Origin of the sequence: Shewanella inventionis (assembly GCF_019931735.1) — a bacterium.
Classification (GTDB): Bacteria; Pseudomonadota; Gammaproteobacteria; order Enterobacterales; family Shewanellaceae; genus Shewanella; species Shewanella inventionis.
Window position 1 is genome coordinate 4,327,432 of the sequence record NZ_CP082926.1, and the last position, 22,511, is coordinate 4,349,942.

Sequence of the window (22,511 nt, forward strand, 5' to 3'; positions counted from 1 at the left end):
TTTTCTTCTGGGTCAGTTTTGAGTGATAACACGTAAAATTGATCTAGCCTTTAATAGTAAAGCAAACACCTGAGGTTCATAAAGTGCCCGACATCAAGCTCTTTGCTGGTAACGCTACCCCAAATCTAGCCAATAAGATTGCAGAACGTTTATTTTGTAAGCTTGGCGACGCAGTTGTAGGCCGTTTCAGCGACGGTGAAATCAGTGTTCAAATAAACGAAAATGTACGTGGTGCGGATGTATTTATCATCCAATCTACTTGCGCACCAACTAACGATAACCTCATGGAGCTTATTGTAATGGTTGATGCTCTTCGTCGTGCGTCTGCTGGTCGTATTACTGCCGTTATTCCTTACTTTGGTTATGCTCGTCAAGACCGCCGCGTGCGCAGTGCCCGTGTGCCTATCACCGCTAAAGTTGTTGCAGATTTTTTGTCTAGCGTTGGTGTTGACCGAGTATTAACATGCGACCTACACGCTGAGCAAATCCAAGGTTTCTTCGACGTACCAGTAGATAACGTGTTTGGTAGCCCTGTGTTACTTGAAGACATGCTAGCTAAAAAGCTTGAAAACCCAGTTGTGGTTTCGCCAGACATTGGTGGCGTTGTTCGTGCGCGTGCGGTTGCCAAGCTATTAGATGATTCAGATCTTGCGATTATCGATAAGCGTCGCCCACAGGCCAACGTTGCACAAGTTATGCACATTATTGGTGATGTACAAGGGCGTGACTGTATTATTGTTGATGACATGATCGACACAGGCGGTACGCTATGTAAAGCAGCTGAAGCCTTGAAAGAGCATGGTGCTAACCGCGTATTTGCATATGCAACTCACCCTGTCTTTTCAGGTAATGCAGCTGAAAACATTGCAAATTCAGTCATCGATGAAGTGATCGTAACCGACACAGTACCTTTAAGCCCAGAAATGCTTAAAGTGGATAAAGTGACTCAACTGACCATGTCAGCTGTACTTGCTGAAGCCATCCGCCGTGTTAGCAACGAAGAGTCTATCTCTGCGATGTTCCGCCACTAATATTGCCTTCAATTAGTCGCACACTAAAACGCACTCATTGAGTGCGTTTTTTATTGTCTCGATTATGCAGATAATGCCTGCGGCTGCATACCATGTTGGGCATGAAAGGCAACTGGCGATAACTCATCTTCATTACCTTGTTGAAAATTACCTGGTTGCAAATTAACTCGTTGCAAAAATGCATTCCCAGCAGCAACACCAGAGCGATAGTCTTGTCGCAAATCAGCATCGGTACTGCCAAGTAATTTGCTCTGCAAAGTGTCATCAGCAAAAATTTGCACTATTTCGACACCAGCAGGCGGATTAGCCATAAACGCAAGCTCTTCCTGATAAGCTTGTTCATGCTGTACTAGGTAATCAATGGTTTTAGGGCAATAACCTGAGACACAAATCCACGATTTAAGCTTATGCACCCACGCTGATTGCGCTTGAAAGTCAGCGTTTACCGTGCGGATCACCACAATTTTGCGCGCACCACGCTGATAAGCCTCTCGCACCGGTAATGGCGCAGCTAAGCCACCATCTAAAAAGAAGTCTTCTTGTATTGATGAAGTTTGCTCTGCAGATTGATTTGCCGCATCTGACGCCAACCATGGCGTTAACTTAACACCCTGCTTATAAAGGAACGGTAACGCACTTGATGCCTTTAACAGTTCGCGCCAGTGGTTACTATCATCACTAGGACTTAAAAAGTATCCTTGACGGTCTCTGGCATTGGTTGCAGTAATTAATAATTGTCGCTGCCCTAACGTTTTACTGGCGGTTTCAAAGTCTAATGCAAAGCTGCCACGTGTGGTTTTATCAAAGTACCAATCTAAATCCACCACATGACCACCAACAAGACCACGACCTAACTGGTAAAAACGTTTATGTCGCGATAAGCCGCGAATTAATCGCTTTGCATAGCCTTTTTGTCTGGCTAAAAAGCTGGTGAGGTTTTGCGATCCGGCAGAGGTACCAATAAATAAATCAAATGGGTCAAACTCAGCATCTAGCCACGCATCAAGTACCCCTGCAGTAAAAATACCGCGCTGACCACCACCCTCAGCAATGAGTGCAGTCATGGGCGCGGATCCTTGCTTAGCAGAAGTGAATGGTGAGTAGTCTTGGGTGTTCATAGTTGACCTGATACTAATAATTAATTGCATAAGGTCATTCTAAACAACGATGGCGTGGTTGGATAACCGATAGAATCAATTGTGTTAATAGGAAAAGACTATCGATACTTCACAAACACTAAAAAATACAAAGCAAAAAGCCCGTCATAAAGACGAGCTTTTTAGAATTTGGCTGGGGTACCAGGATTCGAACCTGGGGATGCCGAGATCAAAACCCGGTGCCTTACCGCTTGGCGATACCCCAATAATTTGTTTATTTATTATTTTTATTGTGGATCAAGAAGGTAAATCTATTTGACTCAATTTGATGGTACGGGAAGAGAGACTTGAACTCTCACACCTTGCGGCACCAGAACCTAAATCTGGCGTGTCTACCAATTTCACCATTCCCGCATCAAATTTTAACTTTGAGTATACCCTAATTATAACAAGAGTAAACTTTGACTTCTACAGGCAATAAGCAATCACTTAATGTTAAGACCTTACTCTACCCTGTAAAAATGGTAGCAATAGCGGGACTTGAACCTGCGACCCCAGCATTATGAGTGCTGTGCTCTAACCAACTGAGCTATATTGCCAAAGATGGCTGGGATACAAGGATTCGAACCTTGGAATGCCGAGATCAAAACCCGGTGCCTTACCGCTTGGCGATATCCCAATAATCTTTTTCTAACTAATAAATGGCTGGGATACAAGGATTCGAACCTTGGAATGCCGAGATCAAAACCCGGTGCCTTACCGCTTGGCGATATCCCAATCAAACTTGTTGAAATGCCCGCTTAACTAAGCCAGCGTTTCTAATTAATGGTACGGGAAGAGAGACTTGAACTCTCACACCTTGCGGCACCAGAACCTAAATCTGGCGTGTCTACCAATTTCACCATTCCCGCACTACGCTCTAGTTTTACATCTTGAGTAAGATGTGCAAAGTAATGGTAGCAATAGCGGGACTTGAACCTGCGACCCCAGCATTATGAGTGCTGTGCTCTAACCAGCTGAGCTATATTGCCACTACTTTTTTGCAATCCCTCTTGGCGAGGAACGGGGCGTATTATGCTTATTCAGGTTATCGAGGTCAACTGGTTTTTTTCGCTATTTTCATCAATTCGTATTGTTCGGCTATAACTTCACCAAACTGGATGCCGAATCGACAAAAAAACCAATTAATCTCCCCCTAATCTGACTTTACGCCCCATCACTATCTTAAATAACGCTTACACGTTAAATAAGAAATGCATTACGTCGCCGTCTTTAACGATATACGTTTTACCTTCTACACGCAATTTGCCAGCTTCTTTTGCACCGGCTTCACCTTTGTAGGTAATAAAATCACTATAAGCCATTACTTGCGCACGAATAAAGCCGCGCTCAAAGTCTGTATGGATAACACCAGCAGCCTGCGGCGCAGATGCACCAACCGGAACGGTCCAAGCACGAACCTCTTTTACGCCTGCAGTAAAATATGTTTGCAGATTCAGTAACTCGTAACCTGCACGAATAACACGGTCTAAACCTGACTCTTCTAGGCCTAGATCAGCCATAAACTCAGCACGGTCCTCTGCTTCCATTTCAGCAAGCTCTGACTCAATAGCGGCACAAACAGGCACCACAATTGCATTTTCTGTTGCAGCAATGGTACGCACAACATCTAAGTGTGGGTTATTTTCAAATCCATCTTCAGCAACGTTAGCAATGTACATTGTTGGTTTCATGGTTAAGAAGTTTAAGTAAGCAACGGCTGCTTTTTCTTCTTTAGTTAACTCCATTGAGCGCAACATTTTGCCTTCATCTAAAACAGGGCGCATTTTTTCAAGTACGCTCACTTCAAATTTAGCATCTGAGTCACCACCTTTGGCGCGTTTAGCTTGACGTAAAATAGCACGTTCACACGAGTCAAGGTCAGCTAAAGCAAGTTCAGTGTTAATAACTTCAATATCGCCCGCTGGGTCAATCTTGTTTGCCACATGAACAATGTTTGGGTCTTCAAAACAACGCACCACATGGCCAATGGCGTCTGTTTCACGAATGTTTGCTAAGAACTTATTACCTAAACCTTCACCTTTAGAGGCTCCTGCAACTAAACCTGCAATGTCTACAAACTCCATTGTGGTAGGTAATATGCGTTGTGGTTTTACAATTTCAGCTAACGCGTCAAGACGTGGGTCTGGAACAGGCACCACACCAGTATTTGGTTCAATCGTACAAAACGGAAAGTTTGCCGCTTCAATACCCGCTTGTGTTAACGCATTAAACAGCGTTGATTTACCCACGTTTGGCAAACCAACAATGCCGCATTTAAAACCCATATGCTTACCTTTATATATGTAGAATTATCCCACTGGATAATGATGTCGAATAAGGTGTTAAAACAAAACTAGCTGTGCTTATTCTGCTTTAAACGAATGTAATCTGTGCATGGCTTTCACCATGTCTTGTTTGAATAAAATCTCAGTAGCACGCACGGCTTCATCAATAGCAGCGTTTATAAGCTCTTGCTCTGCTGCGGGCGCTTTACCTAGCACATAACCGCTGACTTTATTTTTATCGCCTGGATGGCCAATGCCAATACGCAAACGATGGAAATTTTTGTCGTTTCCCAAACTGGCAATAATGTCTTTTAAGCCATTATGCCCGCCATGCCCACCGCCTAACTTAAATTTAGCGACACCGGGATCCATGTCTAATTCATCATGGGCCACTAAAATCTCTTCAGGCAAAATGCGGAAAAAATTGGCCAATGCAGCGACAGATTTACCGCTTAAATTCATAAATGTTGTTGGGATCAACAAACGGACATCTCTACCATGCAATATCGCACGAGCAGTGACACCAAAATATTTACTGTCAGCAACCAAAGGAGCGTTACAAATACGCGCTAACTCTTGCACGTACCACGCCCCCGCATTATGGCGAGTTTGTGCATATTCAGCACCAGGGTTTGCCAGCCCAACAATCAATTTAATGTTACTCATTACAACCTAATCTGTTTATCCGCAATAAACCTGTCGGCAACTTAACCCCCAATCAAGCGAGGTTGCAAGCGCATACATGATGCAAAACGCGGCATTTTAGCATTCAAATGGCTTGTCAACAAACCACAAGTTTAGCGGATGCAGACCTAAGGGGGTGCTAGTTCAATCCAAGAGCATACTTTAATACTTTACGTTTTATGGGGGAGTCGATATTGGCCAGTTTTAATGCACCATTACGCATTAATTTAAGTGGGAGTAAGTCATTGCTAAAACTGGCATAAAAGGCGTCCATCGCGGTCATCATGAGTTGATTATCATAATAACGCGACTGTTGATAACGCTTTAATACTGGCGCTTGCCACCACGCTTCATTACGACAAATTGCATTAGCCACTTGCGCCACCAACACATCAACGTCTTTAAAGCCGATATTGACTCCCTGGCCAGCAAGGGGATTAATGGTATGGGCCGCATCACCAATAATGACCAGGTTATCCTGGTAATAACGCTGGGCATGTCGGCGAGTTAACGTAAAACTGCCGCTGCTTTGAACGCTAAAGTTAGGATCTAATCTTGATGGGAAATGCTTTTTGATTTGTTCAGCCAATTGCAACTGACTTAATTGTGATAACTGCTTAATACGATTTGCATCGTCGTACCACACTAATGATGCATTATGACCTGGAAGGGGTAATAAACTTCGTGGACCAGCGGGAGTAAATTGTTGCCAGGTAACTGATTGCTGCTCAGTTTGAGTATGAATATTAATTAGCATTGCTGATTGAGCATAATCCCAACCTGTCACTCCTATTCCTGCCCATTGGCGCACTTGAGAGTTTGCACCATCAGCACCAACAAGTAACCTTGTGCGCAATACCAAGCCATTATCTAAGCTAATCTCAATTGCGTCCATCTCGCTGCTGCGAGTAAATTGATTTACTTTATTTGGACAAAGCAGATCAACATTATCCATGCAATTTATTTGATTCCACAAACTCAGTTGGATAAGACGATTTTCAAAAAAATACCCCAGGCGCGCCTGACCAACTTGCTCCGCTGTAAATGAGGTTAAACAACCGTCCATTTCCCAGGTTTCTAATCCGGTATATGGTGCATGACGCATGGTTAATAACGCTTCCATAACACCTAAACGAGTTAACAGCTGCTCGGTTGCCACACTGATAGCTGAAACTCGTACATCTAATGGTTGCTCAGGATCGTAATCTTGCACAGCACGGGCTTCAATCACTGCGACTTTTAATCCAAGCTGCCCAAGACCAATGGCGGAGGCAGCGCCCACCATACCACCGCCAACAATCACGGCATCGTAAGCAGTTGAAGATTGAGTATCCCTAGTGTCTCGAATGTCTTGCATCGTATCGATATCCATAAAAAGTAACTGAGTATTTTCGCGGCTAAAAGGTCCAAGCATGCTGTAAGAGCACTTAATAGGCCACTTATCAAAATAGATGGCTCACCAGCCAACGCCTAAGCTTAAGTCATCTTGTTCGACAAACCCATTTGTAATGCGATTAATTATGCCCTATATCCACAAAACACGGAAAGGTTTAGCCAAGTTTATCGTGCCCCCCACTAAAACGGCTGCCTCCCCAGGCTAAAGAACACGGTTAAATAGGCTTTTTATGTGTATATTCAGAATGTTTTGCCTAATCGCTTAAAACATTACATTTTGAAGGGGTATCAAAAACTTTACCGCTAAACGAGCGAAACTTGCACTAGTGCTAGCCAGAGCGCCCGACAACAGGTAAAATATCGCGCTATTTTTACTGTTGTTTACTGGCGAGCACTGATGAGTAAAAAACTTCATATTAAAACCTGGGGCTGTCAAATGAATGAGTATGACTCATCAAAGATGGCTGATTTATTAGACGACTATCAAGGGTACACCTTGACCGAAGACGCGAGCGAAGCAGACGTATTGCTGCTCAATACTTGCTCTATTCGTGAAAAAGCACAGGAGAAGGTTTTCCATCAGCTAGGGCGTTGGAAAACCTTAAAAGACAAAAATCCAAACCTCATTATCGGTGTGGGTGGTTGTGTTGCTTCACAAGAAGGTAAAGCCATTAAAGATCGCGCTCAATGCGTTGACATTATTTTTGGCCCTCAAACCTTACATCGCTTGCCTGAAATGATCGAACAGATCAAACGTGGCGAAAAAGCGGTTATTGATATTAGCTTTCCTGAAATCGAAAAATTTGACCGTCTGCCTGAACCTCGTGCTGAAGGCCCAACGGCGTTTGTGTCGATTATGGAAGGTTGCAGCAAATACTGCTCTTTCTGCGTAGTACCTTATACACGTGGTGAAGAGGTGAGCCGCCCATTAGACGACATCATTCTTGAAGTCGCGCAATTAGCAGCTCAAGGTGTACGCGAAGTCAATTTACTTGGCCAAAACGTTAATGCATACCGCGGCGCCACTCACGATGATCAAATTTGTACATTCGCAGAGTTATTACGCTTAATCGCCTCGATTGACGGTATCGATCGTTTACGCTTTACCACCAGCCATCCGATTGAGTTTACTCAAGATATTATTGATGTGTACGAAGACACGCCTGAACTTGTAAGCTTTTTACACTTACCAGTGCAATCAGGTTCTGACCGTATTTTAACCCAAATGAAACGCGGTCATATGGCAATTGAATACAAGTCAATCATTCGCCGTTTACGCAAAGCGCGTCCAGACATTCAAATTAGTTCTGACTTTATTATCGGCTTCCCTGGCGAAACCGCTGAAGACTTTGCAGACACCATGAAGTTAATTGAAGACGTGGCATTCGATCACAGCTTTAGCTTTATTTACAGCGCCCGCCCTGGAACACCAGCAGCAGATCTCCCCGATGATGTAAGTGAAGACGAAAAGAAACAACGTTTAGCCATTTTACAAGACCGCATCACCCAACAAGCGATGCGTTACAGCCGTCAAATGTTAGGCACGGTTCAACGTATTTTAGTTGAAGGTCCTTCAGTAAAGAATCCAATGGAGCTTCGCGGTCGTACTGAAAACAATCGTGTAGTGAACTTTGAAGCACCACACACTCACATTGGCAGTTTTGTTGATGTGAAAATTGTCGATGTATATACCAACTCACTACGTGGCGAATTTATTCGTGGCGAAAGTGAAATGGACTTACGCCGCAGTTTACGTCCGTCTGATATTTTAGCAAAACACAAACAAGATGATGTTTTGGGTGTGACCCAATTTAAGCCATAAATCAGCTTGATTAAGAATGCAAAATAAAGGCGGCTAGTCCGCCTTTATTTTTGCCAAAAATTAGGCGTATTATGGTAATTCAATAAAGACACTCGTAAACTGAGGTCATACAATCTATTTTCTTTTTTGTTGTTACAAACTAATCACTGGAGCCTTATTTGACCACTAAAGTCACTACCATGAACTTGTATCTTGAACCATCAGATACACGCCGTTTAGCCTCATTATGTGGCCCATTTGATGACAATATCAAACAGCTTGAACGTCGTTTAGGCGTAGAGATAATCCATAAAAACAACCACTTTACTATTGTTGGTTTGCCGCGTAATGCCTTAAATGCTAATAATTTATTACGTCAACTGTATATCGAAACCCAAACCGTCAAAGGCAGCACTCCAGATTTAGAACCCGAAGTTGTCCACCTAGCCATTCAAGAAGCAATCAATCTTGAAGCAGAGCAAGAGTCAGATGACAGCAGCATTCACATCAAAACCAAACGGGGTGTTATTAAGCCTCGCACGCCAAATCAAAGCGTATACATGCACAATATCACCCGCCATGATATTAGTTTTGGTATTGGCCCTGCTGGTACAGGTAAAACCTATTTGGCCGTAGCCGCAGCAGTCGATGCTTATGAGCGCCAAGAAGTACGTCGTATTTTACTAACCCGCCCAGCGGTTGAAGCGGGTGAAAAACTGGGATTCCTACCAGGCGATTTAAGCCAAAAAGTCGACCCTTACTTACGCCCGCTTTATGATGCGCTGTTTGAAATGATGGGCTTCGAGAAAGTTGAAAAACTCATTGAACGCAGTGTTATTGAAGTCGCTCCACTTGCTTATATGCGCGGCCGCACGCTCAATGATGCATTCATTATTTTGGACGAAAGCCAAAACACCACAGTAGAGCAAATGAAAATGTTCTTAACTCGGATTGGTTTTAATTCACGAGCAGTGATTACCGGTGACATCACTCAAATTGACTTACCACGCAGCCAAAAGTCTGGTTTACGCCACGCAATTGAAGTTCTGAGTGAAGTGCCAGAAATCAGCTTTAACTTCTTTATTGCGCAAGATGTAGTCCGTCATCCAGTGGTTGCGCGTATTGTTGAAGCTTATGAAGCATTTGAGCAAAAAGAACAGATTGAGAAGGCGGCAAAAGAGCAAGCTTACCGCGAACGCGAGCAAAAACGTCAGCAGCAAGAAAACCAGGAGTCGGCACAATGAGCCCACACGAGATATTGCTAGATCTGGACTTACAAATTGCAGCCGAAAATGTAAACATTCCAACCCAAGCTGAATTTGAAGCTTGGGTACGAACGGCCATCGGCCAAACCATGCCAGAGGTTGAACTGACCATACGGATTGTTGACATTGTCGAAAGCCAGCACCTTAACTTAACCTATCGTGGCAAAGACAAACCCACTAACGTGTTGTCGTTTCCCTTTGAGGCGCCACCTGAAGTGGAACTGCCTCTATTAGGTGATTTAGTCATTTGTGCAACGGTCGTTGAACAAGAAGCTATCGAGCAAAATAAACCCTTAAATGCCCATTGGGCACACATGGTCATACACGGCTGCTTGCATTTACTAGGTTATGACCATATTATCGACGAGGAAGCCGATGAGATGGAGTCATTAGAGACCCAACTTGTTGAAGGCTTAGGTTTTTCAGACCCCTATAAGGAAGCATAAATAAGCATGGTATATCTTATAGATAGCCTTGTTTAGAGAAATATTATGAGTGACGATATCCCCCCGAGTACAAACGCCCACAAGAGAAGCTGGTTCGACAAAATCAACCAACTATTTCAGGGCGAACCTCAAAATCGCGAAGACTTAGTTGACGTCATTGCAGGCGCTGAAATGCGCGACCTGATAACCGAAGACACTCGCGAAATGATTAAAGGTGTATTAGAGGTTTCCGACCTGCGTGTACGCGACATCATGATCCCGCGGTCACAAATAGTAACCATTCAAGTCGACTCTAGTGTCGAACAACTGCTAGAAACAGTTATCGACTCAGGTCATTCTCGCTTCCCGGTTGTCAATGAAGACAAAGATCATATCGAAGGTATCTTGCTAGCCAAAGATTTGATCAAGTACGGTTTCAAACAATCGGATGAACCCTTCACACTCGCTCAGGTGATCCGCCCAGCCGTGGTCGTGCCAGAAAGCAAACGCGTTGATGTACTACTCAAAGAGTTTCGCTCGCAACGTTATCATATGGCCATTGTAGTGGATGAATACGGTGGTGTGTCTGGATTAGTCACTATTGAAGATATTTTGGAAGAAATCGTTGGCGAAATCGAAGACGAATTTGACCATAACTCGGTAGAAGATACTGAAATTAAAAAACTCAGTAACACTGTGTTTATGGTGAAAGCCTTAACTGAAATCGACGATTTTAATGAAGCCTGTGGGACAAGCTTTAGCGATGAAGAGTTTGATACCGTTGGCGGTTTAGTGTCGCATGCCTTTGGTCATCTACCAGAGCGTAATGAAAGTATTGTTATCGACAATATTGAATTCAAAGTCATCAACGCAGATAACCGCCGTTTAGTGCAACTTCGTGTTAAGCTACCCGACCCCAACCTTAGCGAAGAATTCGACGACTAAATCGTGTTAAACAATCAATCTGTATACTCTAACTTGAGTATTGTCAGTCTGGTGACAGCATTTATTGCTGGCGCCAGCACTGCGTTATCTTTTGCGCCCTATGAAATTTGGGCCGCATACCCACTCGCGCTGACTTTTGCGCTATGGCAAAGCAAACCATTAAATGCAAAACAAAGCCTGTATTACTGGCTCAGCTTTGGATTTGGCTGTTTTGTTGTTGGTATCAGCTGGGTACATGTCAGCATAGACACCTTTGGTGGTATGCCCATTTTTGTGTCTATGGCATTAATGGCTATCTTGGCGCTTTATTTAGCTATTTATCCTGCAATTTGCGGCTATTTACTCAAAAAGCTATCTCAAAAAGAGCGCTATACCTTATCGCCAATCTTACTGTACCTAGGCTTATTTCCTGCATTGTGGGTATTAACAGAATGGCTACGCGGTTGGGTGCTAACAGGATTTCCGTGGATATGGGCAGGTTACAGCCAAACCGCTGGACCATTAAGTGAATTAGCCAGTTTTATTGGCGCACTTGGGTTAAGCTTTGTCGTCGCTCTTGTTGCTGGAGCATTAATGCTGCTAACACAAAAGCGGGCATTACCAGCGTTAATCATATTTCCTGTTTTAGTATTAAGCGCTTGGGCAGCACCGCAGCTCAACCCGATTTCTGCCAGCGGTAAAACGGTAAAGGTGGCGTTAGTCCAAGGTAACATTCCACAAAGTATGAAGTGGGAACCTGAAGCGCTTTGGCCTACCATGCTAAAATACATGGATCTTACTCGCGCTCAATTTGATGAAACCTCAAGCGTTGATATCGTCATTTGGCCAGAAGCCGCCATACCCGCTCCAGAAGCCATGGTTGAAGATTTTTTAGCTAATGCAAATCAAGTTGCTAACATCAATAACATGGCCATTATCACTGGAATAATTAGCCACCAGCAACAAGACTTTTATAATTCGCTGATTGTATTAGGTAATCATAATAAAAAGCAGCAACAAGGTGCTGATTACCTTGGCGATGGCAGCAATGAGTTTAAAAAACACCATTTGTTGCCTATTGGTGAATTTGTGCCCTTTGGTGATTTACTTCGCCCCATTGCACCTTTTTTTAATTTACCAATGTCATCATTTCAACGAGGTGACTACACACAGAAAAACCTTACCGCTGTCGGTTACCATATTGCGCCGGCTATCTGTTATGAAATCGTATTCCCAGAACAAGTTAGAGCAAGTGTAACTAATCAAACCGATATGTTACTCACCGTCTCAAATGATGCTTGGTTTGGTGCATCGAATGGGCCATTACAGCATATGGAAATCGCTCAAATGCGCGCCATCGAAATGGGTAAACCACTATTACGAGGCACAAATAACGGTGTTACTGCGATTGTAGATCCCCGAGGGCGAATAACAGATGCCATTCCACAATTTGAGACTGGTGTGCTGGTTGCAGAAGTCCCACTTTACAAAGGGGAAACCTGGTTTAGAAAAATAGGTCAATACCCCCTACTGATATTATGTGGATTGCTGTTAATGATAGCTGTGGTCAATTATTTACGTAAATAATCTACGTAAACAATCTACGTAAACAATCCACATAAATGTACATCTTCCATAATAGGTTATCTCATTGAGGTAACCTATTTTTTTATCCTCCAGTTTATCATCGATTAAATATTGAACTATATCCACCTAAGCATCGTAATACACGTTACACAGCAACGGAGGCGATTATGCAACTACCAGAAATAAAGTCAGCCATTAGCCAGCAGGCCCAGCACCCAACCATTATCAGTTATGCTGATTCAAACCATTATTTATTGGGTATAGAAGATGAACAAGGGAACTTTAAAAGTGCTCGTGATAAAACGGGTAAATTAATGAGCCTTAATTCCATTACACAAGCAAAAGAGCTGCTTAAACAACATGGAATTCATTACGCCATGATAGAGATCCAAACGGCTTATGATGAAATGATCGGTAACAGCAGTAGTCATCATTGCCGTTACCGAGTCGAGTTTTAACCAAACTAGGGCCTTTATGGTGTGAGTGGCTCGCGTGAAAATTCATCAAAGTCACATTTAGGGCAATCGGGGATTACCCCAGGAAAATCGATTTGCATTTCGTGACCACACTTATTGCACTTCAACTTTCCTTGGTTAATGATTTCCCCAGACTTATAAACCCCATGATGCTTAAAATCTTGCAGTAACTCGTGCCACTCAACCTGGCTTCTGTCAGTTATTTCACTGAGCCACCGCCATAACGTGTTCTCAATACCAATAACCGTTGGACTAAAACTAAAATTATCGGCGTTTTTTTCATTTAAAAAGTCTGCGATGTCTCGCTTTAAAAATTCTTCTACTAGAGCTAACTCTTCTTCATCGGCATTTGATTTTAGTTGTAAATATGCTTTTCCTTGAGTAACAGATTTAAACAAACTTTTAGCTGTCAATGAGTTATCTTTATCGAACGTGGTTTTAACCTGTTCAAATAGTGATTGATATAAGGCTAATAGTGCTGAACTTTTTCCACTCATAAGTAATACTCCTTAATACGCACCTTTTTAATAGATCACTTCTGGTTTATTCTATGCAGTTATAAATCGCGCTGTTGAGCGTTAGATCAAACAATGGGCGGCATGGCCGGAAATAGATTGATGCAAGAGCAATATAATCCCTCAGAAATTGAAGCCATAGTGCAAAAGCACTGGCAAGAACATAAAACCTTTGAAGTGACTGAAGATGAAAGCAAAGAAAAGTTCTATTGTCTTTCTATGTTCCCGTATCCTTCAGGTCGTCTTCACATGGGCCACGTCCGTAACTACACCATAGGTGATGTTGTGGCTCGTTACCAACGTTTGCAAGGTAAAAATGTGTTGCAACCGATTGGCTGGGACTCATTTGGTTTGCCAGCAGAAAACGCCGCAATCAATAATAAGACTTCGCCAGCACCTTGGACATACGAAAATATCGACTACATGAAAAACCAGCTTAAATTATTAGGCTTTGGTTATGACTGGAGCCGTGAAATAGCCACTTGTACGCCTGAGTATTATCGTTGGGAGCAATGGTTTTTCACTAAGTTGTATGAAAAAGGCTTAGTTTACAAAAAAACCTCATCAGTAAACTGGTGTCCAAACGACGAAACTGTACTGGCTAACGAGCAAGTACAAGACGGTTGTTGCTGGCGCTGTGACACTGAAGTGGTGCAAAAAGAAATTCCGCAATGGTTTATTAAAATTACTGACTACGCGGAAGAACTGCTTAACGACATCGACACATTAGATGGCTGGCCTGAACAGGTTAAAGCCATGCAGCGTAACTGGATTGGCCGCAGTGAAGGTATAGAAATGACCTTTGCGGTAGCAGACAGTGACGCAAGTTTTGATATCTATACCACTCGCCCTGACACATTAATGGGTGTGACCTATGTTGCCATTGCAGCGGGTCACCCACTTGCAATTCAAGCGGCAGAGAACAACCCGCAGTTGGCGGCGTTTTTAGAAGAATGCAAAAACGCTGACACCACAGAAGCCGCCATGGCCTCTATGGAGAAAAAAGGCGTGGCAACGGGCTTAAACGCCGTGCACCCTATTTCAGGCAAGCTTGTGCCAATTTGGGTTGCTAACTTTGTGCTAATGAATTACGGCACAGGTGCAGTGATGTCAGTGCCTGCCCATGATCAACGTGATTATGAGTTTGCTACCAAGTACAACCTAGCCATTGAAGCTGTAATTAAACCGCTTGAAGGTGAGTTAGACGTCAGCAAAGAAGCTTTCACAGAAAAAGGCGTGGTATTTAATTCTGGCAACGCATTCCCAGAATTAGACGGCTTAGAGTTTCAAGCCGCATTTGACACCATCGACGCTCGCTTAACCGCTGAAGGTAAAGGTAAACGTCAGGTTAACTATCGTCTACGCGATTGGGGTGTTTCTCGTCAACGTTACTGGGGTGCGCCTATCCCAATGGTAACCCTGGCTGACGGTACTGTGATCCCAACACCAGAAGAGCAACTGCCGGTTATTCTTCCAGAAGATGTGGTGATGGACGGGATCCAAAGCCCAATTAAAGCCGATAAAGCCTGGGCAGAAACCACAGTCAATGGCCAAGCTGCACTTCGCGAAACCGATACCTTTGATACCTTTATGGAATCATCTTGGTACTACGCGCGTTACTGTAGCCCACATGCTGATGAAATGTTAGATCCAGCTAAAGCCAATTACTGGTTACCGGTTGATCAATACATTGGTGGTATTGAACACGCGTGTATGCATTTACTTTACTTCCGTTTCTTCCACAAGTTATTGCGTGATGCCGGTTTAGTGAACAGTAATGAGCCAGCCAAACAGTTATTAACTCAAGGCATGGTATTAGCTGACGCTTACTACTACACCAACGATAAAGGCGCTCGTATTTGGGTGTCGCCATTAGACGTAACCGTAGAAGAAAAAGACGACAAAGGCCGTATTCTTAAAGCGGTAGACAATCAAGGTAACGAACTGGTTTATACCGGTATGTGCAAGATGTCTAAATCAAAAAATAACGGTATCGACCCACAAGTGATGGTTGAAAAATACGGTGCTGACACTGTCCGTTTATTTATGATGTTTGCCTCACCTCCAGAGCTAACACTTGAATGGCAAGAGTCTGGCGTTGAAGGCGCGCACCGCTTTATTAAGCGTTTCTGGAAACTGGCTAGCGACCATGTAACAGCAGGTCCTACTGAAGCACTTGATACCAGCAAATTAACCGCTGATCAAAAAGCACTACGCCGTGAATTACATAAAACAATTGCTAAAGTCAGCGATGACATTAGCCGTCGTCAAATGTTTAACACAGCAGTTGCCTCAATCATGGAATTGATGAATCACCTGCTAAAAGCACCACAAGAAAGTGCACAAGACCGTGCCTTGCTAACTGAAGCGCTCAGTGCTGTGACACGCCTGCTTTACCCAATCGTGCCACACATTGCCTTTACCGTGTGGAAAGAGCTAGGTAATGCAAACAACATCGAAGACAGCCGCTGGCCAGAAGTCGACGAATCCGCATTAGTTGAAGACAGTAAACTGATTGTGGTTCAAGTTAACGGTAAAGTGCGTGCAAAAATCACTGTTGCAGCAGATGCATCAAAAGAAGATGTTGAAGCACTTGGCATGAGTGATGAACACGTACAAAAGCACACTGAAGGCCTAAGCATTCGTAAAGTAATTTACGTGCCAGGCAAACTGTTGAGCATTGTCGCAAACTAAAAGACTACGCCCTGTGAGCGTGTTTAACGCTCACGGGGCGTCATCTATCATAAAGTACGCGATAAGTGTTTTATGTTATTCCGTACATATACAAGGACGCCTCTCCTCACTATGCTAGCCAATAAAATCTGTTTAGCCATAATGACAATGGTGCTGCTAACCAGTGCCGGATGCGGCTTTAAATTGCAGCGCAGCTACTCTATTCCTGCAGAATTAGCACAACTGCACTTAAGTAGCACAGATGAATACAGCGAATTAACCCGTTTAGTTCGTGACAGATTGCGTATCAACCGTATTAGCCTGGTCGACGCCGCCGAAAAAACACCAACACTTCGATTAATCAACGACTCGCTTGAGCGCGCCACACTTTCTCTTTATCCAACGGGTAATGTTGCAGAATATGAATTAATCTATGTGGTTCATTACTCAGTGACTTTTCCTGGTGAAGAAGTACAAGAGTTTGACACTGAAATTCGCCGTGATTATCAAGACGATCCACGCACAGCGCTTGCTAAAAGCCGTGAAATGGAATTACTGGTAAAAGAAATGCGGGTCCAAGCCGCAGATTATATTATCCAGACCCTGGCATCGATTGGAGCAAAATAATGCGGGTCTACCCCGATCAACTCAAACAACACCTAAAAAACTTACCTGATTGTTTTTTATTATTTGGTGATGATCCTTGGTTGATTGAAAACTGCAAACAACAAATTTTAACCGCAGCCAAAAAACAAGGGTTTGAGGAGCGAGTACAACTCAGCCAGGAAACCGGGTTCAATTGGAGTGATTTAACCCAAGAATGGCAAGCAATGAGTTTATTTGCCGATCGCAGGATCATTGAGTTAACCCTACCACAAGGCAAACCAGGAACCGACGGTGCTGCGGCATTTCAAACGCTGTTACAACACCCAAACCCAGATATGCTGTTAATTGTACAAGGGCCCAAAGCGGGGATTGAACAAACCAACAGTAAATGGTTTAAATCGCTAGATGCCAAAGGCATATATTTACCTTGCACCACACCAGAAGGCAAACAGTTTGAACGCTGGCTCGACAGCCGAATTGCTCATTACAGCCTCATAGTAAACCATGATGCCAAAGCCATGCTATTTACCTTATTTGAAGGTAATTTATTAGCGGCAGAACAAGCTATGCAAATGTTGCAGCTGTTAAGCCCTAAGCAACAAATCACGCCAGAACAACTGAGCGAGTATTTTGAAGACCAATCCCGTTTTAGTGTGTTTCAACTTTGCGATGCGATACTGGCTAATCATCAAAAGCATGCACAACACATGCTGGCACAGCTACAGGCAGAAGGGACAGCAATGCCCATCCTAATGTGGGCATTATTTAAAGAAATCAATCTACTGCTCACTTTAAAACTCGCACTTCATCAGGGTGAACAGATAAATCAGTTGTGGGGTAAACACCGTATTTGGGACAAACGCAAACCACTTTATCAAGCCGCACTGACACGATTAGATCTCGATCAAATTGAACACATGTTGGCATTTGCTTCACAACTTGAGCTAAACCTGAAACAAAAAGGCATAGAGGATTGGGTTGGCATCAGCCATTTTTGCATTTTATTCGACCCTCGCGCTCACAACCGCTTGGCTCACATCGAGTTAGCTGACTAAGTATTCTCACAAGCAAGGACTTCACATGCGCATTGGAATATTAGGTGGCACATTTGATCCCATCCACCTAGGACACATCAATCCGGCTTTAGACGTCAAACAACAGCTTAACCTAGATCAAATTTGGCTAATGCCAAACCACATTCCTCCGCATAAAAATACCACCATGGTGAGCAGTTTCCATCGTATTGAGATGGTCAAACTTGTGTGCCAACATTACAGTGACTTTCAACTATGCGATATCGAAATTAAGCGCGATACTCCATCCTATAGTGTAACAACGCTAACATTACTCACACAGCAATATCCTGAGCATGAATTCTTTTTTATTATGGGTATGGACTCTTTTATCCAGTTACCACTTTGGTATCAATGGCAGTCACTGTTTTCATTATGCCACATCGCCCTGTGTCAGCGCCCAGGCTGGAAACTCGAAGAGCACAGCGAAATGGCCAAACAGCTGTTATTTAGACACGCATCTATTAACGATAATCATCAAATTAAGCACGGTAAAATATTCAGTGTGAACAGTCAGCTCATTGATATTTCATCAACCGAAATACGCCAGCGATTACATCAACATACTGACTTGCAATCTGTGTTGCACCCCAGTACACGTAACTATATTGAACAGCATCATTTGTACCGCTAACTCAAAAGATAAATTTAACTCGGATTAAATAAGCTTAATTGCGCATTTGCAGCGAATTTGAGTATAATACTCCGTTAATTTTTACTAATGAGGTACTTCGCGTGCAAGGCACCGAGCTAAAAGATTTCGTCATCGATAAAATCGATGATTTAAAAGCAAAAAACATCACTGTTTTAGATGTGACTAAGCAGTCAACCATTACAGACACCATGATCATCTGTACTGGTACATCAAAAACTCACGTTCGTTCAATCGCAGAGCACGTCATTGTGTCAGCTAAAGAAGCTGGCGAGCAGCCTTTAGGTGTTGAAGGCCGTGACAGCAGCGAATGGGTATTGGTTGATTTAGGTTCAGTTATTTTGCATGTGATGCAAGAACAAACTCGTGATTACTACGAGCTTGAAAAACTATGGTCTGAACATAGCGCCTAATGAAGTTACAACTTATTGCCGTTGGCACCAAAATGCCTGACTGGGTTACCCGAGGTTTCGAAGAATATCAACGCCGTTTTCCCCGAGATATGGCCTTGGAACTTGTCGAAATCCCTGCGGGAAAACGCGGAAAAAATGCTGACATAGCCCGAATTTTACAAAAAGAAGGCGAATTAATGCTAGCGGCGGTAGCCAAAGGGAATCATATTGTCAGTTTAGATTTACCCGGCAAAAACTGGACAACACCAGATCTTGCCGAGCAAATGACAAAGTGGCAATTAGACGGAAGAGATGTCAGCTTACTCATTGGTGGCCCAGAAGGACTCTCACCTGCTTGTAAAGAGGCGGCCAACCAAAGCTGGTGTTTATCAGCACTCACCTTACCTCACCCATTGGTTAGGGTTATTGTTGCCGAAAGCCTATATCGTGCCTGGAGCATTAACAACAACCATCCGTATCACAGAGAATAATTCAGTGTCATCGATAATTAAGCTTATTGGTAATGATTATCATGTAACCCTTTTTTTCATATTCGCCAGCTGATACAGTGATTTTTTTTATTCAACTTTCTATTTGATAACGACGGGGATAGCATAAGTGCCGCCAAAAAAGCGCATTACCATGCATGATCACGCCGCAGAAGCAGCGCTATTTAAACGCCGTGCATTGTTTACGTTTATTTGCGTATTTGTTCTGCTTTGCGTGCTATTTTCCAATCTATATCATTTACAAGTTGTGTCTTATAAAGACTATGAAACACGCTCAAATGACAATCGGATCCGAGTTGTCCCTACTGCACCAAGTCGTGGCTTAATTTACGACCGCCACGGTGTCTTATTGGCAGAAAATCAGCCTTATTATTCACTTGAACTCATTCCAGAGAAAGTGAGCGACATCAATGCCACTCTCGATGAGCTAAACACACTGATCGCATTAACGCCTGAAGAACGTGAAAACATCACCGAATTGCTTAAATTTCATCGACGCTTTAAGCCGTTAACCATCAAAAATAAACTCACTGAAGAACAAGTTGCCACCTTCAGCGTAAACCAGCATAAATTTCCCGGACTTTATGTCGAAGCGGGCTTAAAACGCCATTACCCTTACAATGAACTCATGACTCATGTTCTTGGGTATGTGGGTAAAATTAACACACGTGACAAAGCGCAGCTCGAAAAAAGTCAGCAATGGAAAAATTACGCCGCCACGAAAGACATTGGTAAGCAAGGCATTGAAAAATACTATGAGGGCTTACTGCACGGTATTCCGGGGCACCTCGAAGAAGAAGTAAATAACCGTGGCCGTGTTATTCGCACCTTAAAAGTAACGCCACCACTCCCAGGGCAAGACATTTACTTAACGTTAGACTTAAAACTACAACAAAAGGCAATGGAGTTATTAGCCGGTCGTCGAGGTTCTGTAGTGGCATTAGACCCTCGTGATGGCGGCGTTTTAGCTATGGTCTCAAGCCCATCGTACGATCCAAACCAATTTGTGCATGGTATTAGTGCAAAAGCCTATTCAGACTTATTAAATGACAAATCTCGCCCGTTAATCAATCGCTCTACACAAGGCCAATATTCACCTGCATCAACCGTCAAACCGCATGTGGCATTACTAGGGTTAGAAGAAAGAATCATCAACGAACGCACCAGAGTATGGGATCCTGGCTACTGGCAAATGCCTGGTGTTGAACGTAAATGGCGCGACTGGAAAAAATGGGGCCATGGCTGGGTAGACATCTATCATGCCATTGTCGACTCGTGCGATATTTATTTCTACGACTTAGTGTACAAAGTCGGTATCGATAAAATGGCGACATTTATGGAACCATTTGGATTTGGTAAAAGTACCGGGATTGATATTTTTGAAGAGTCCGAAGGTGTAATGCCTTCACGAGACTGGAAACGTATGCGATATAACCAGCCTTGGTATAATGGCGACACCATTTCAGTGGGTATTGGTCAAGGCTATTGGACAACCACACCATTGCAACTGGCTAACGCCGCGGCCATTATGGCTAATAAAGGTAAGCGCTTTACTCCGCACTTATTAAAGTCATTTAAAAACAATACCGTTAAAATTGACACTCCGGTTGATGAGCTGCCACCCATTGAGCTAAAAAACCCTCGTAATTGGGACATTATCAATGAAGCAATGCGTCAAACTGCAGACAAATCTCGCTTTACCGATGCCACTTACACCGCAGCCATGAAAACCGGTACAGCCCAGGTCTTTAGTGTTGCTAAAGATCAAAAATACGACGCGGATAAAATTGCAGAGCACTTACGAGATAACGCCTTAATTATTGCTTATGCCCCATACGAAAACCCACGCATTGTGTTAGCAGTGGTGTTAGAAAATGCGGGATGGGGTGGCGCAAACGCTGGGCCATTAGCAAGGGCATTACTCGATGAGTACATTTTACGTGACGAATGGGCAATCAAACCTTGAATAATCATCCACATCAACAGTCATTTTGGCAAAAAATACACATAGATCTGCCGCTACTTTGTGGCATTTTAGTGATCATGCTATTCGGTTTATTTGTGATTTATTCAGCCAGTGGTGAAGACCCAGCCATGATGGAGCGCCAATTGGTGCGTATGACATTATCGCTCGGTGTAATGTTTTGTTTTGCTCAAATTAACCCAGAAATATTACGACGCTGGGCTTTACCTATTTATTTAGCTGGGGTGGTGTTACTACTTGGCGTTGAATTATTTGGCACCATCAATAAAGGCGCGCAACGCTGGTTAAACTTAGGCTTTATGGAGTTTCAACCTTCAGAGTTAATCAAGCTGGCCTTTCCAATCACCATGGCCTGGTACATCAGCAAATTCCCCCTCCCCCCTAAAAAACGCTATCTTGCTGGCGGCGTCGTGATTTTATTGATCCCCACGTTACTCATCGCCAAACAACCTGATTTAGGCACCTCGATATTGGTTGCCGCATCAGGCGTGTTTGTATTGTTTATGTCGGGAATGAGCTGGATTATTGTGGGTGGCGCCGTCGCCGCAGTACTGTTGTTTCTGCCCATATTGTGGTTTTTCTTAATGCACGATTATCAACGCACAAGGGTATTAACCTTATTTAATCCAGAACAAGATCCACTCGGCGCAGGTTATCATATTATCCAATCAAAAATTGGTATTGGCTCAGGTGGAGTATGGGGCAAAGGTTGGCTCAACGGCACGCAGTCGCAATTGGAGTTTTTGCCAGAGCGTCATACCGACTTTATTTTTGCGGTGATCGGCGAAGAATTTGGATTGATTGGGAGCTTATTACTGCTGTCGATGTATTTATTTGTCATTGGCCGCGGCTTAATTATCGCCTCACAAGCACAAACCAGTTTTGCTCGGTTATTAGCCGGCAGTATTACCTTAACCTTTTTTGTATACGTTTTTGTTAATATTGGTATGGTATCGGGTATTCTACCGGTCGTTGGCGTCCCACTCCCACTGATTAGCTACGGAGGCACCTCCATGTTAACCTTAATGACAGGGTTTGGTATTTTAATGAGCATTCAAACACATAGACGATTTGTCGACAGATAGGAATAGAGTT

The 22,511-nt window shown here is 43.4% G+C and carries 20 protein-coding genes and 7 tRNA genes; 15 read left to right on the plus strand and 12 right to left on the minus strand.

Features of this window, described 5'->3' with window-relative positions; genetic code table 11:
• Positions 1-83 precede the first annotated feature (83 nt).
• Positions 84-1,031 carry a ribose-phosphate pyrophosphokinase gene (locus K8B83_RS19395; protein ID WP_188739410.1) on the plus strand — a complete coding sequence of 316 codons (948 nt, stop codon included), beginning with the start codon at positions 84-86 and terminating at the stop codon, positions 1,029-1,031.
• Between the two features lie 62 nt (positions 1,032-1,093).
• Here the strand turns inward: K8B83_RS19395 and K8B83_RS19400 are convergent, their stop codons facing one another.
• The 11 genes from K8B83_RS19400 to K8B83_RS19450 form a co-directional block, all read right to left on the minus strand.
• On the minus strand, positions 1,094-2,149 hold the full coding sequence (locus tag K8B83_RS19400; RefSeq protein ID WP_188739409.1) for a patatin-like phospholipase family protein: 1,056 nt from the start codon (positions 2,147-2,149) through the stop codon (positions 1,094-1,096).
• A gap of 169 nt (positions 2,150-2,318) precedes the next feature.
• Positions 2,319-2,393 (minus strand) — tRNA-Gln (locus K8B83_RS19405).
• A 64-nt stretch (positions 2,394-2,457) separates the two neighbouring features.
• A tRNA-Leu gene (locus tag K8B83_RS19410) sits at positions 2,458-2,542 on the minus strand.
• A gap of 108 nt (positions 2,543-2,650) precedes the next feature.
• Positions 2,651-2,727: transfer RNA gene (locus tag K8B83_RS19415), tRNA-Met, on the minus strand.
• Positions 2,728-2,732: 5 nt separating this feature from the next.
• Positions 2,733-2,807 (minus strand) — tRNA-Gln (locus K8B83_RS19420).
• Between the two features lie 23 nt (positions 2,808-2,830).
• A tRNA-Gln gene (locus tag K8B83_RS19425) sits at positions 2,831-2,905 on the minus strand.
• 49 nt (positions 2,906-2,954) lie between these two features.
• Positions 2,955-3,039 (minus strand) — tRNA-Leu (locus K8B83_RS19430).
• 43 nt (positions 3,040-3,082) lie between these two features.
• Positions 3,083-3,159, minus strand: a tRNA-Met gene (locus K8B83_RS19435).
• A 204-nt stretch (positions 3,160-3,363) separates the two neighbouring features.
• A complete protein-coding gene (ychF, locus tag K8B83_RS19440; RefSeq protein WP_188739408.1) occupies positions 3,364-4,455 on the minus strand; it encodes a redox-regulated ATPase YchF in 1,092 nt (363 codons plus the stop codon).
• 78 nt (positions 4,456-4,533) lie between these two features.
• On the minus strand, positions 4,534-5,121 hold the full coding sequence (pth, locus tag K8B83_RS19445) for an aminoacyl-tRNA hydrolase (RefSeq protein WP_188739407.1): 588 nt from the start codon (positions 5,119-5,121) through the stop codon (positions 4,534-4,536).
• 157 nt (positions 5,122-5,278) lie between these two features.
• The gene (locus K8B83_RS19450; protein WP_188739490.1) at positions 5,279-6,511 is read right to left on the minus strand and encodes an FAD-dependent monooxygenase; all 1,233 of its coding nucleotides are present in this window, start codon (positions 6,509-6,511) and stop codon (positions 5,279-5,281) included.
• A gap of 420 nt (positions 6,512-6,931) precedes the next feature.
• On the opposite strand from K8B83_RS19450, the gene miaB reads away from it, so the two are divergent.
• The 6 genes from miaB (at position 6,932) to K8B83_RS19480 (ending at position 12,994) form a co-directional block, all read left to right on the plus strand.
• Positions 6,932-8,356, plus strand: coding sequence for a tRNA (N6-isopentenyl adenosine(37)-C2)-methylthiotransferase MiaB (miaB, locus tag K8B83_RS19455; RefSeq protein ID WP_188739406.1), 1,425 nt, complete (start codon positions 6,932-6,934; stop codon positions 8,354-8,356).
• 158 nt (positions 8,357-8,514) lie between these two features.
• Positions 8,515-9,579 (plus strand): PhoH family protein, encoded by a 1,065-nt coding sequence (locus K8B83_RS19460; RefSeq protein ID WP_188739405.1) that lies wholly within the window; start codon positions 8,515-8,517, stop codon positions 9,577-9,579.
• Positions 9,576-10,046 carry an rRNA maturation RNase YbeY gene (ybeY, locus tag K8B83_RS19465; protein ID WP_188739404.1) on the plus strand — a complete coding sequence of 157 codons (471 nt, stop codon included), beginning with the start codon at positions 9,576-9,578 and terminating at the stop codon, positions 10,044-10,046. The genes K8B83_RS19460 and ybeY overlap by 4 nt, the downstream gene beginning before the upstream one ends.
• A 45-nt stretch (positions 10,047-10,091) precedes the next feature.
• Positions 10,092-10,970 (plus strand): CNNM family magnesium/cobalt transport protein CorC, encoded by an 879-nt coding sequence (gene corC / locus K8B83_RS19470; RefSeq protein WP_188739403.1) that lies wholly within the window; start codon positions 10,092-10,094, stop codon positions 10,968-10,970.
• A gap of 3 nt (positions 10,971-10,973) precedes the next feature.
• Positions 10,974-12,536 carry an apolipoprotein N-acyltransferase gene (gene lnt / locus K8B83_RS19475; RefSeq protein WP_188739402.1) on the plus strand — a complete coding sequence of 521 codons (1,563 nt, stop codon included), beginning with the start codon at positions 10,974-10,976 and terminating at the stop codon, positions 12,534-12,536.
• 167 nt (positions 12,537-12,703) lie between these two features.
• Positions 12,704-12,994, plus strand: coding sequence for a DUF6482 family protein (locus K8B83_RS19480; RefSeq protein ID WP_188739401.1), 291 nt, complete (start codon positions 12,704-12,706; stop codon positions 12,992-12,994).
• Positions 12,995-13,008: 14 nt separating this feature from the next.
• Here the strand turns inward: K8B83_RS19480 and K8B83_RS19485 are convergent, their stop codons facing one another.
• Positions 13,009-13,509, minus strand: coding sequence for a zinc ribbon-containing protein (locus K8B83_RS19485; RefSeq protein WP_188739400.1), 501 nt, complete (start codon positions 13,507-13,509; stop codon positions 13,009-13,011).
• A 120-nt stretch (positions 13,510-13,629) separates the two neighbouring features.
• On the opposite strand from K8B83_RS19485, the gene leuS reads away from it, so the two are divergent.
• The 8 genes from leuS to rodA all read left to right on the plus strand — a co-directional run bounded on the left by leuS (position 13,630) and on the right by rodA (position 22,501).
• Entirely contained in the window at positions 13,630-16,221 is a 2,592-nt protein-coding gene (gene leuS, locus K8B83_RS19490) for a leucine--tRNA ligase (RefSeq protein ID WP_188739489.1), read from the plus strand.
• 111 nt (positions 16,222-16,332) lie between these two features.
• Positions 16,333-16,827 (plus strand): LPS-assembly lipoprotein LptE, encoded by a 495-nt coding sequence (locus K8B83_RS19495; RefSeq protein WP_188739399.1) that lies wholly within the window; start codon positions 16,333-16,335, stop codon positions 16,825-16,827.
• Positions 16,827-17,861, plus strand: coding sequence for a DNA polymerase III subunit delta (gene holA, locus K8B83_RS19500; RefSeq protein WP_188739398.1), 1,035 nt, complete (start codon positions 16,827-16,829; stop codon positions 17,859-17,861). Before K8B83_RS19495 ends, holA begins: the two co-directional genes overlap by 1 nt.
• 25 nt (positions 17,862-17,886) lie before the next feature.
• A complete protein-coding gene (nadD, locus tag K8B83_RS19505; protein ID WP_188739397.1) occupies positions 17,887-18,513 on the plus strand; it encodes a nicotinate-nucleotide adenylyltransferase in 627 nt (208 codons plus the stop codon).
• A 101-nt stretch (positions 18,514-18,614) separates the two neighbouring features.
• Positions 18,615-18,944, plus strand: coding sequence for a ribosome silencing factor (gene rsfS / locus K8B83_RS19510; RefSeq protein WP_188739396.1), 330 nt, complete (start codon positions 18,615-18,617; stop codon positions 18,942-18,944).
• A complete protein-coding gene (gene rlmH / locus K8B83_RS19515) occupies positions 18,944-19,414 on the plus strand; it encodes a 23S rRNA (pseudouridine(1915)-N(3))-methyltransferase RlmH (protein ID WP_188739395.1) in 471 nt (156 codons plus the stop codon). Before rsfS ends, rlmH begins: the two co-directional genes overlap by 1 nt.
• 127 nt (positions 19,415-19,541) lie before the next feature.
• Positions 19,542-21,398, plus strand: a complete 1,857-nt coding sequence (gene mrdA / locus K8B83_RS19520; RefSeq protein ID WP_188739394.1) for a penicillin-binding protein 2 — start codon at positions 19,542-19,544, stop codon at positions 21,396-21,398.
• On the plus strand, positions 21,380-22,501 hold the full coding sequence (gene rodA / locus K8B83_RS19525; protein ID WP_373284914.1) for a rod shape-determining protein RodA: 1,122 nt from the start codon (positions 21,380-21,382) through the stop codon (positions 22,499-22,501). The genes mrdA and rodA overlap by 19 nt, the downstream gene beginning before the upstream one ends.
• Positions 22,502-22,511 lie beyond the last annotated feature (10 nt).

What these genes read in the sequence shown, in the direction of transcription:
- K8B83_RS19400 (WP_188739409.1), bottom strand. Translation starts at nt 2,149, where the DNA reads ATGAACACCCAAGACTACTCACCATTCACTTCTGCTAAGCAAGGATCC.
- ychF (WP_188739408.1), bottom strand. Translation starts at nt 4,455, where the DNA reads ATGGGTTTTAAATGCGGCATTGTTGGTTTGCCAAACGTGGGTAAATCA.
- pth (WP_188739407.1), bottom strand. Translation starts at nt 5,121, where the DNA reads ATGAGTAACATTAAATTGATTGTTGGGCTGGCAAACCCTGGTGCTGAA.
- K8B83_RS19450 (WP_188739490.1), bottom strand. Translation starts at nt 6,511, where the DNA reads ATGGATATCGATACGATGCAAGACATTCGAGACACTAGGGATACTCAA.
- miaB (WP_188739406.1), top strand. Translation starts at nt 6,932, where the DNA reads ATGAGTAAAAAACTTCATATTAAAACCTGGGGCTGTCAAATGAATGAG.
- ybeY (WP_188739404.1), top strand. Translation starts at nt 9,576, where the DNA reads ATGAGCCCACACGAGATATTGCTAGATCTGGACTTACAAATTGCAGCC.
- corC (WP_188739403.1), top strand. Translation starts at nt 10,092, where the DNA reads ATGAGTGACGATATCCCCCCGAGTACAAACGCCCACAAGAGAAGCTGG.
- K8B83_RS19480 (WP_188739401.1), top strand. Translation starts at nt 12,704, where the DNA reads ATGCAACTACCAGAAATAAAGTCAGCCATTAGCCAGCAGGCCCAGCAC.
- K8B83_RS19485 (WP_188739400.1), bottom strand. Translation starts at nt 13,509, where the DNA reads ATGAGTGGAAAAAGTTCAGCACTATTAGCCTTATATCAATCACTATTT.
- leuS (WP_188739489.1), top strand. Translation starts at nt 13,630, where the DNA reads ATGCAAGAGCAATATAATCCCTCAGAAATTGAAGCCATAGTGCAAAAG.
- K8B83_RS19495 (WP_188739399.1), top strand. Translation starts at nt 16,333, where the DNA reads ATGCTAGCCAATAAAATCTGTTTAGCCATAATGACAATGGTGCTGCTA.
- holA (WP_188739398.1), top strand. Translation starts at nt 16,827, where the DNA reads ATGCGGGTCTACCCCGATCAACTCAAACAACACCTAAAAAACTTACCT.
- nadD (WP_188739397.1), top strand. Translation starts at nt 17,887, where the DNA reads ATGCGCATTGGAATATTAGGTGGCACATTTGATCCCATCCACCTAGGA.
- rlmH (WP_188739395.1), top strand. Translation starts at nt 18,944, where the DNA reads ATGAAGTTACAACTTATTGCCGTTGGCACCAAAATGCCTGACTGGGTT.
- rodA (WP_373284914.1), top strand. Translation starts at nt 21,380, where the DNA reads ATGGGCAATCAAACCTTGAATAATCATCCACATCAACAGTCATTTTGG.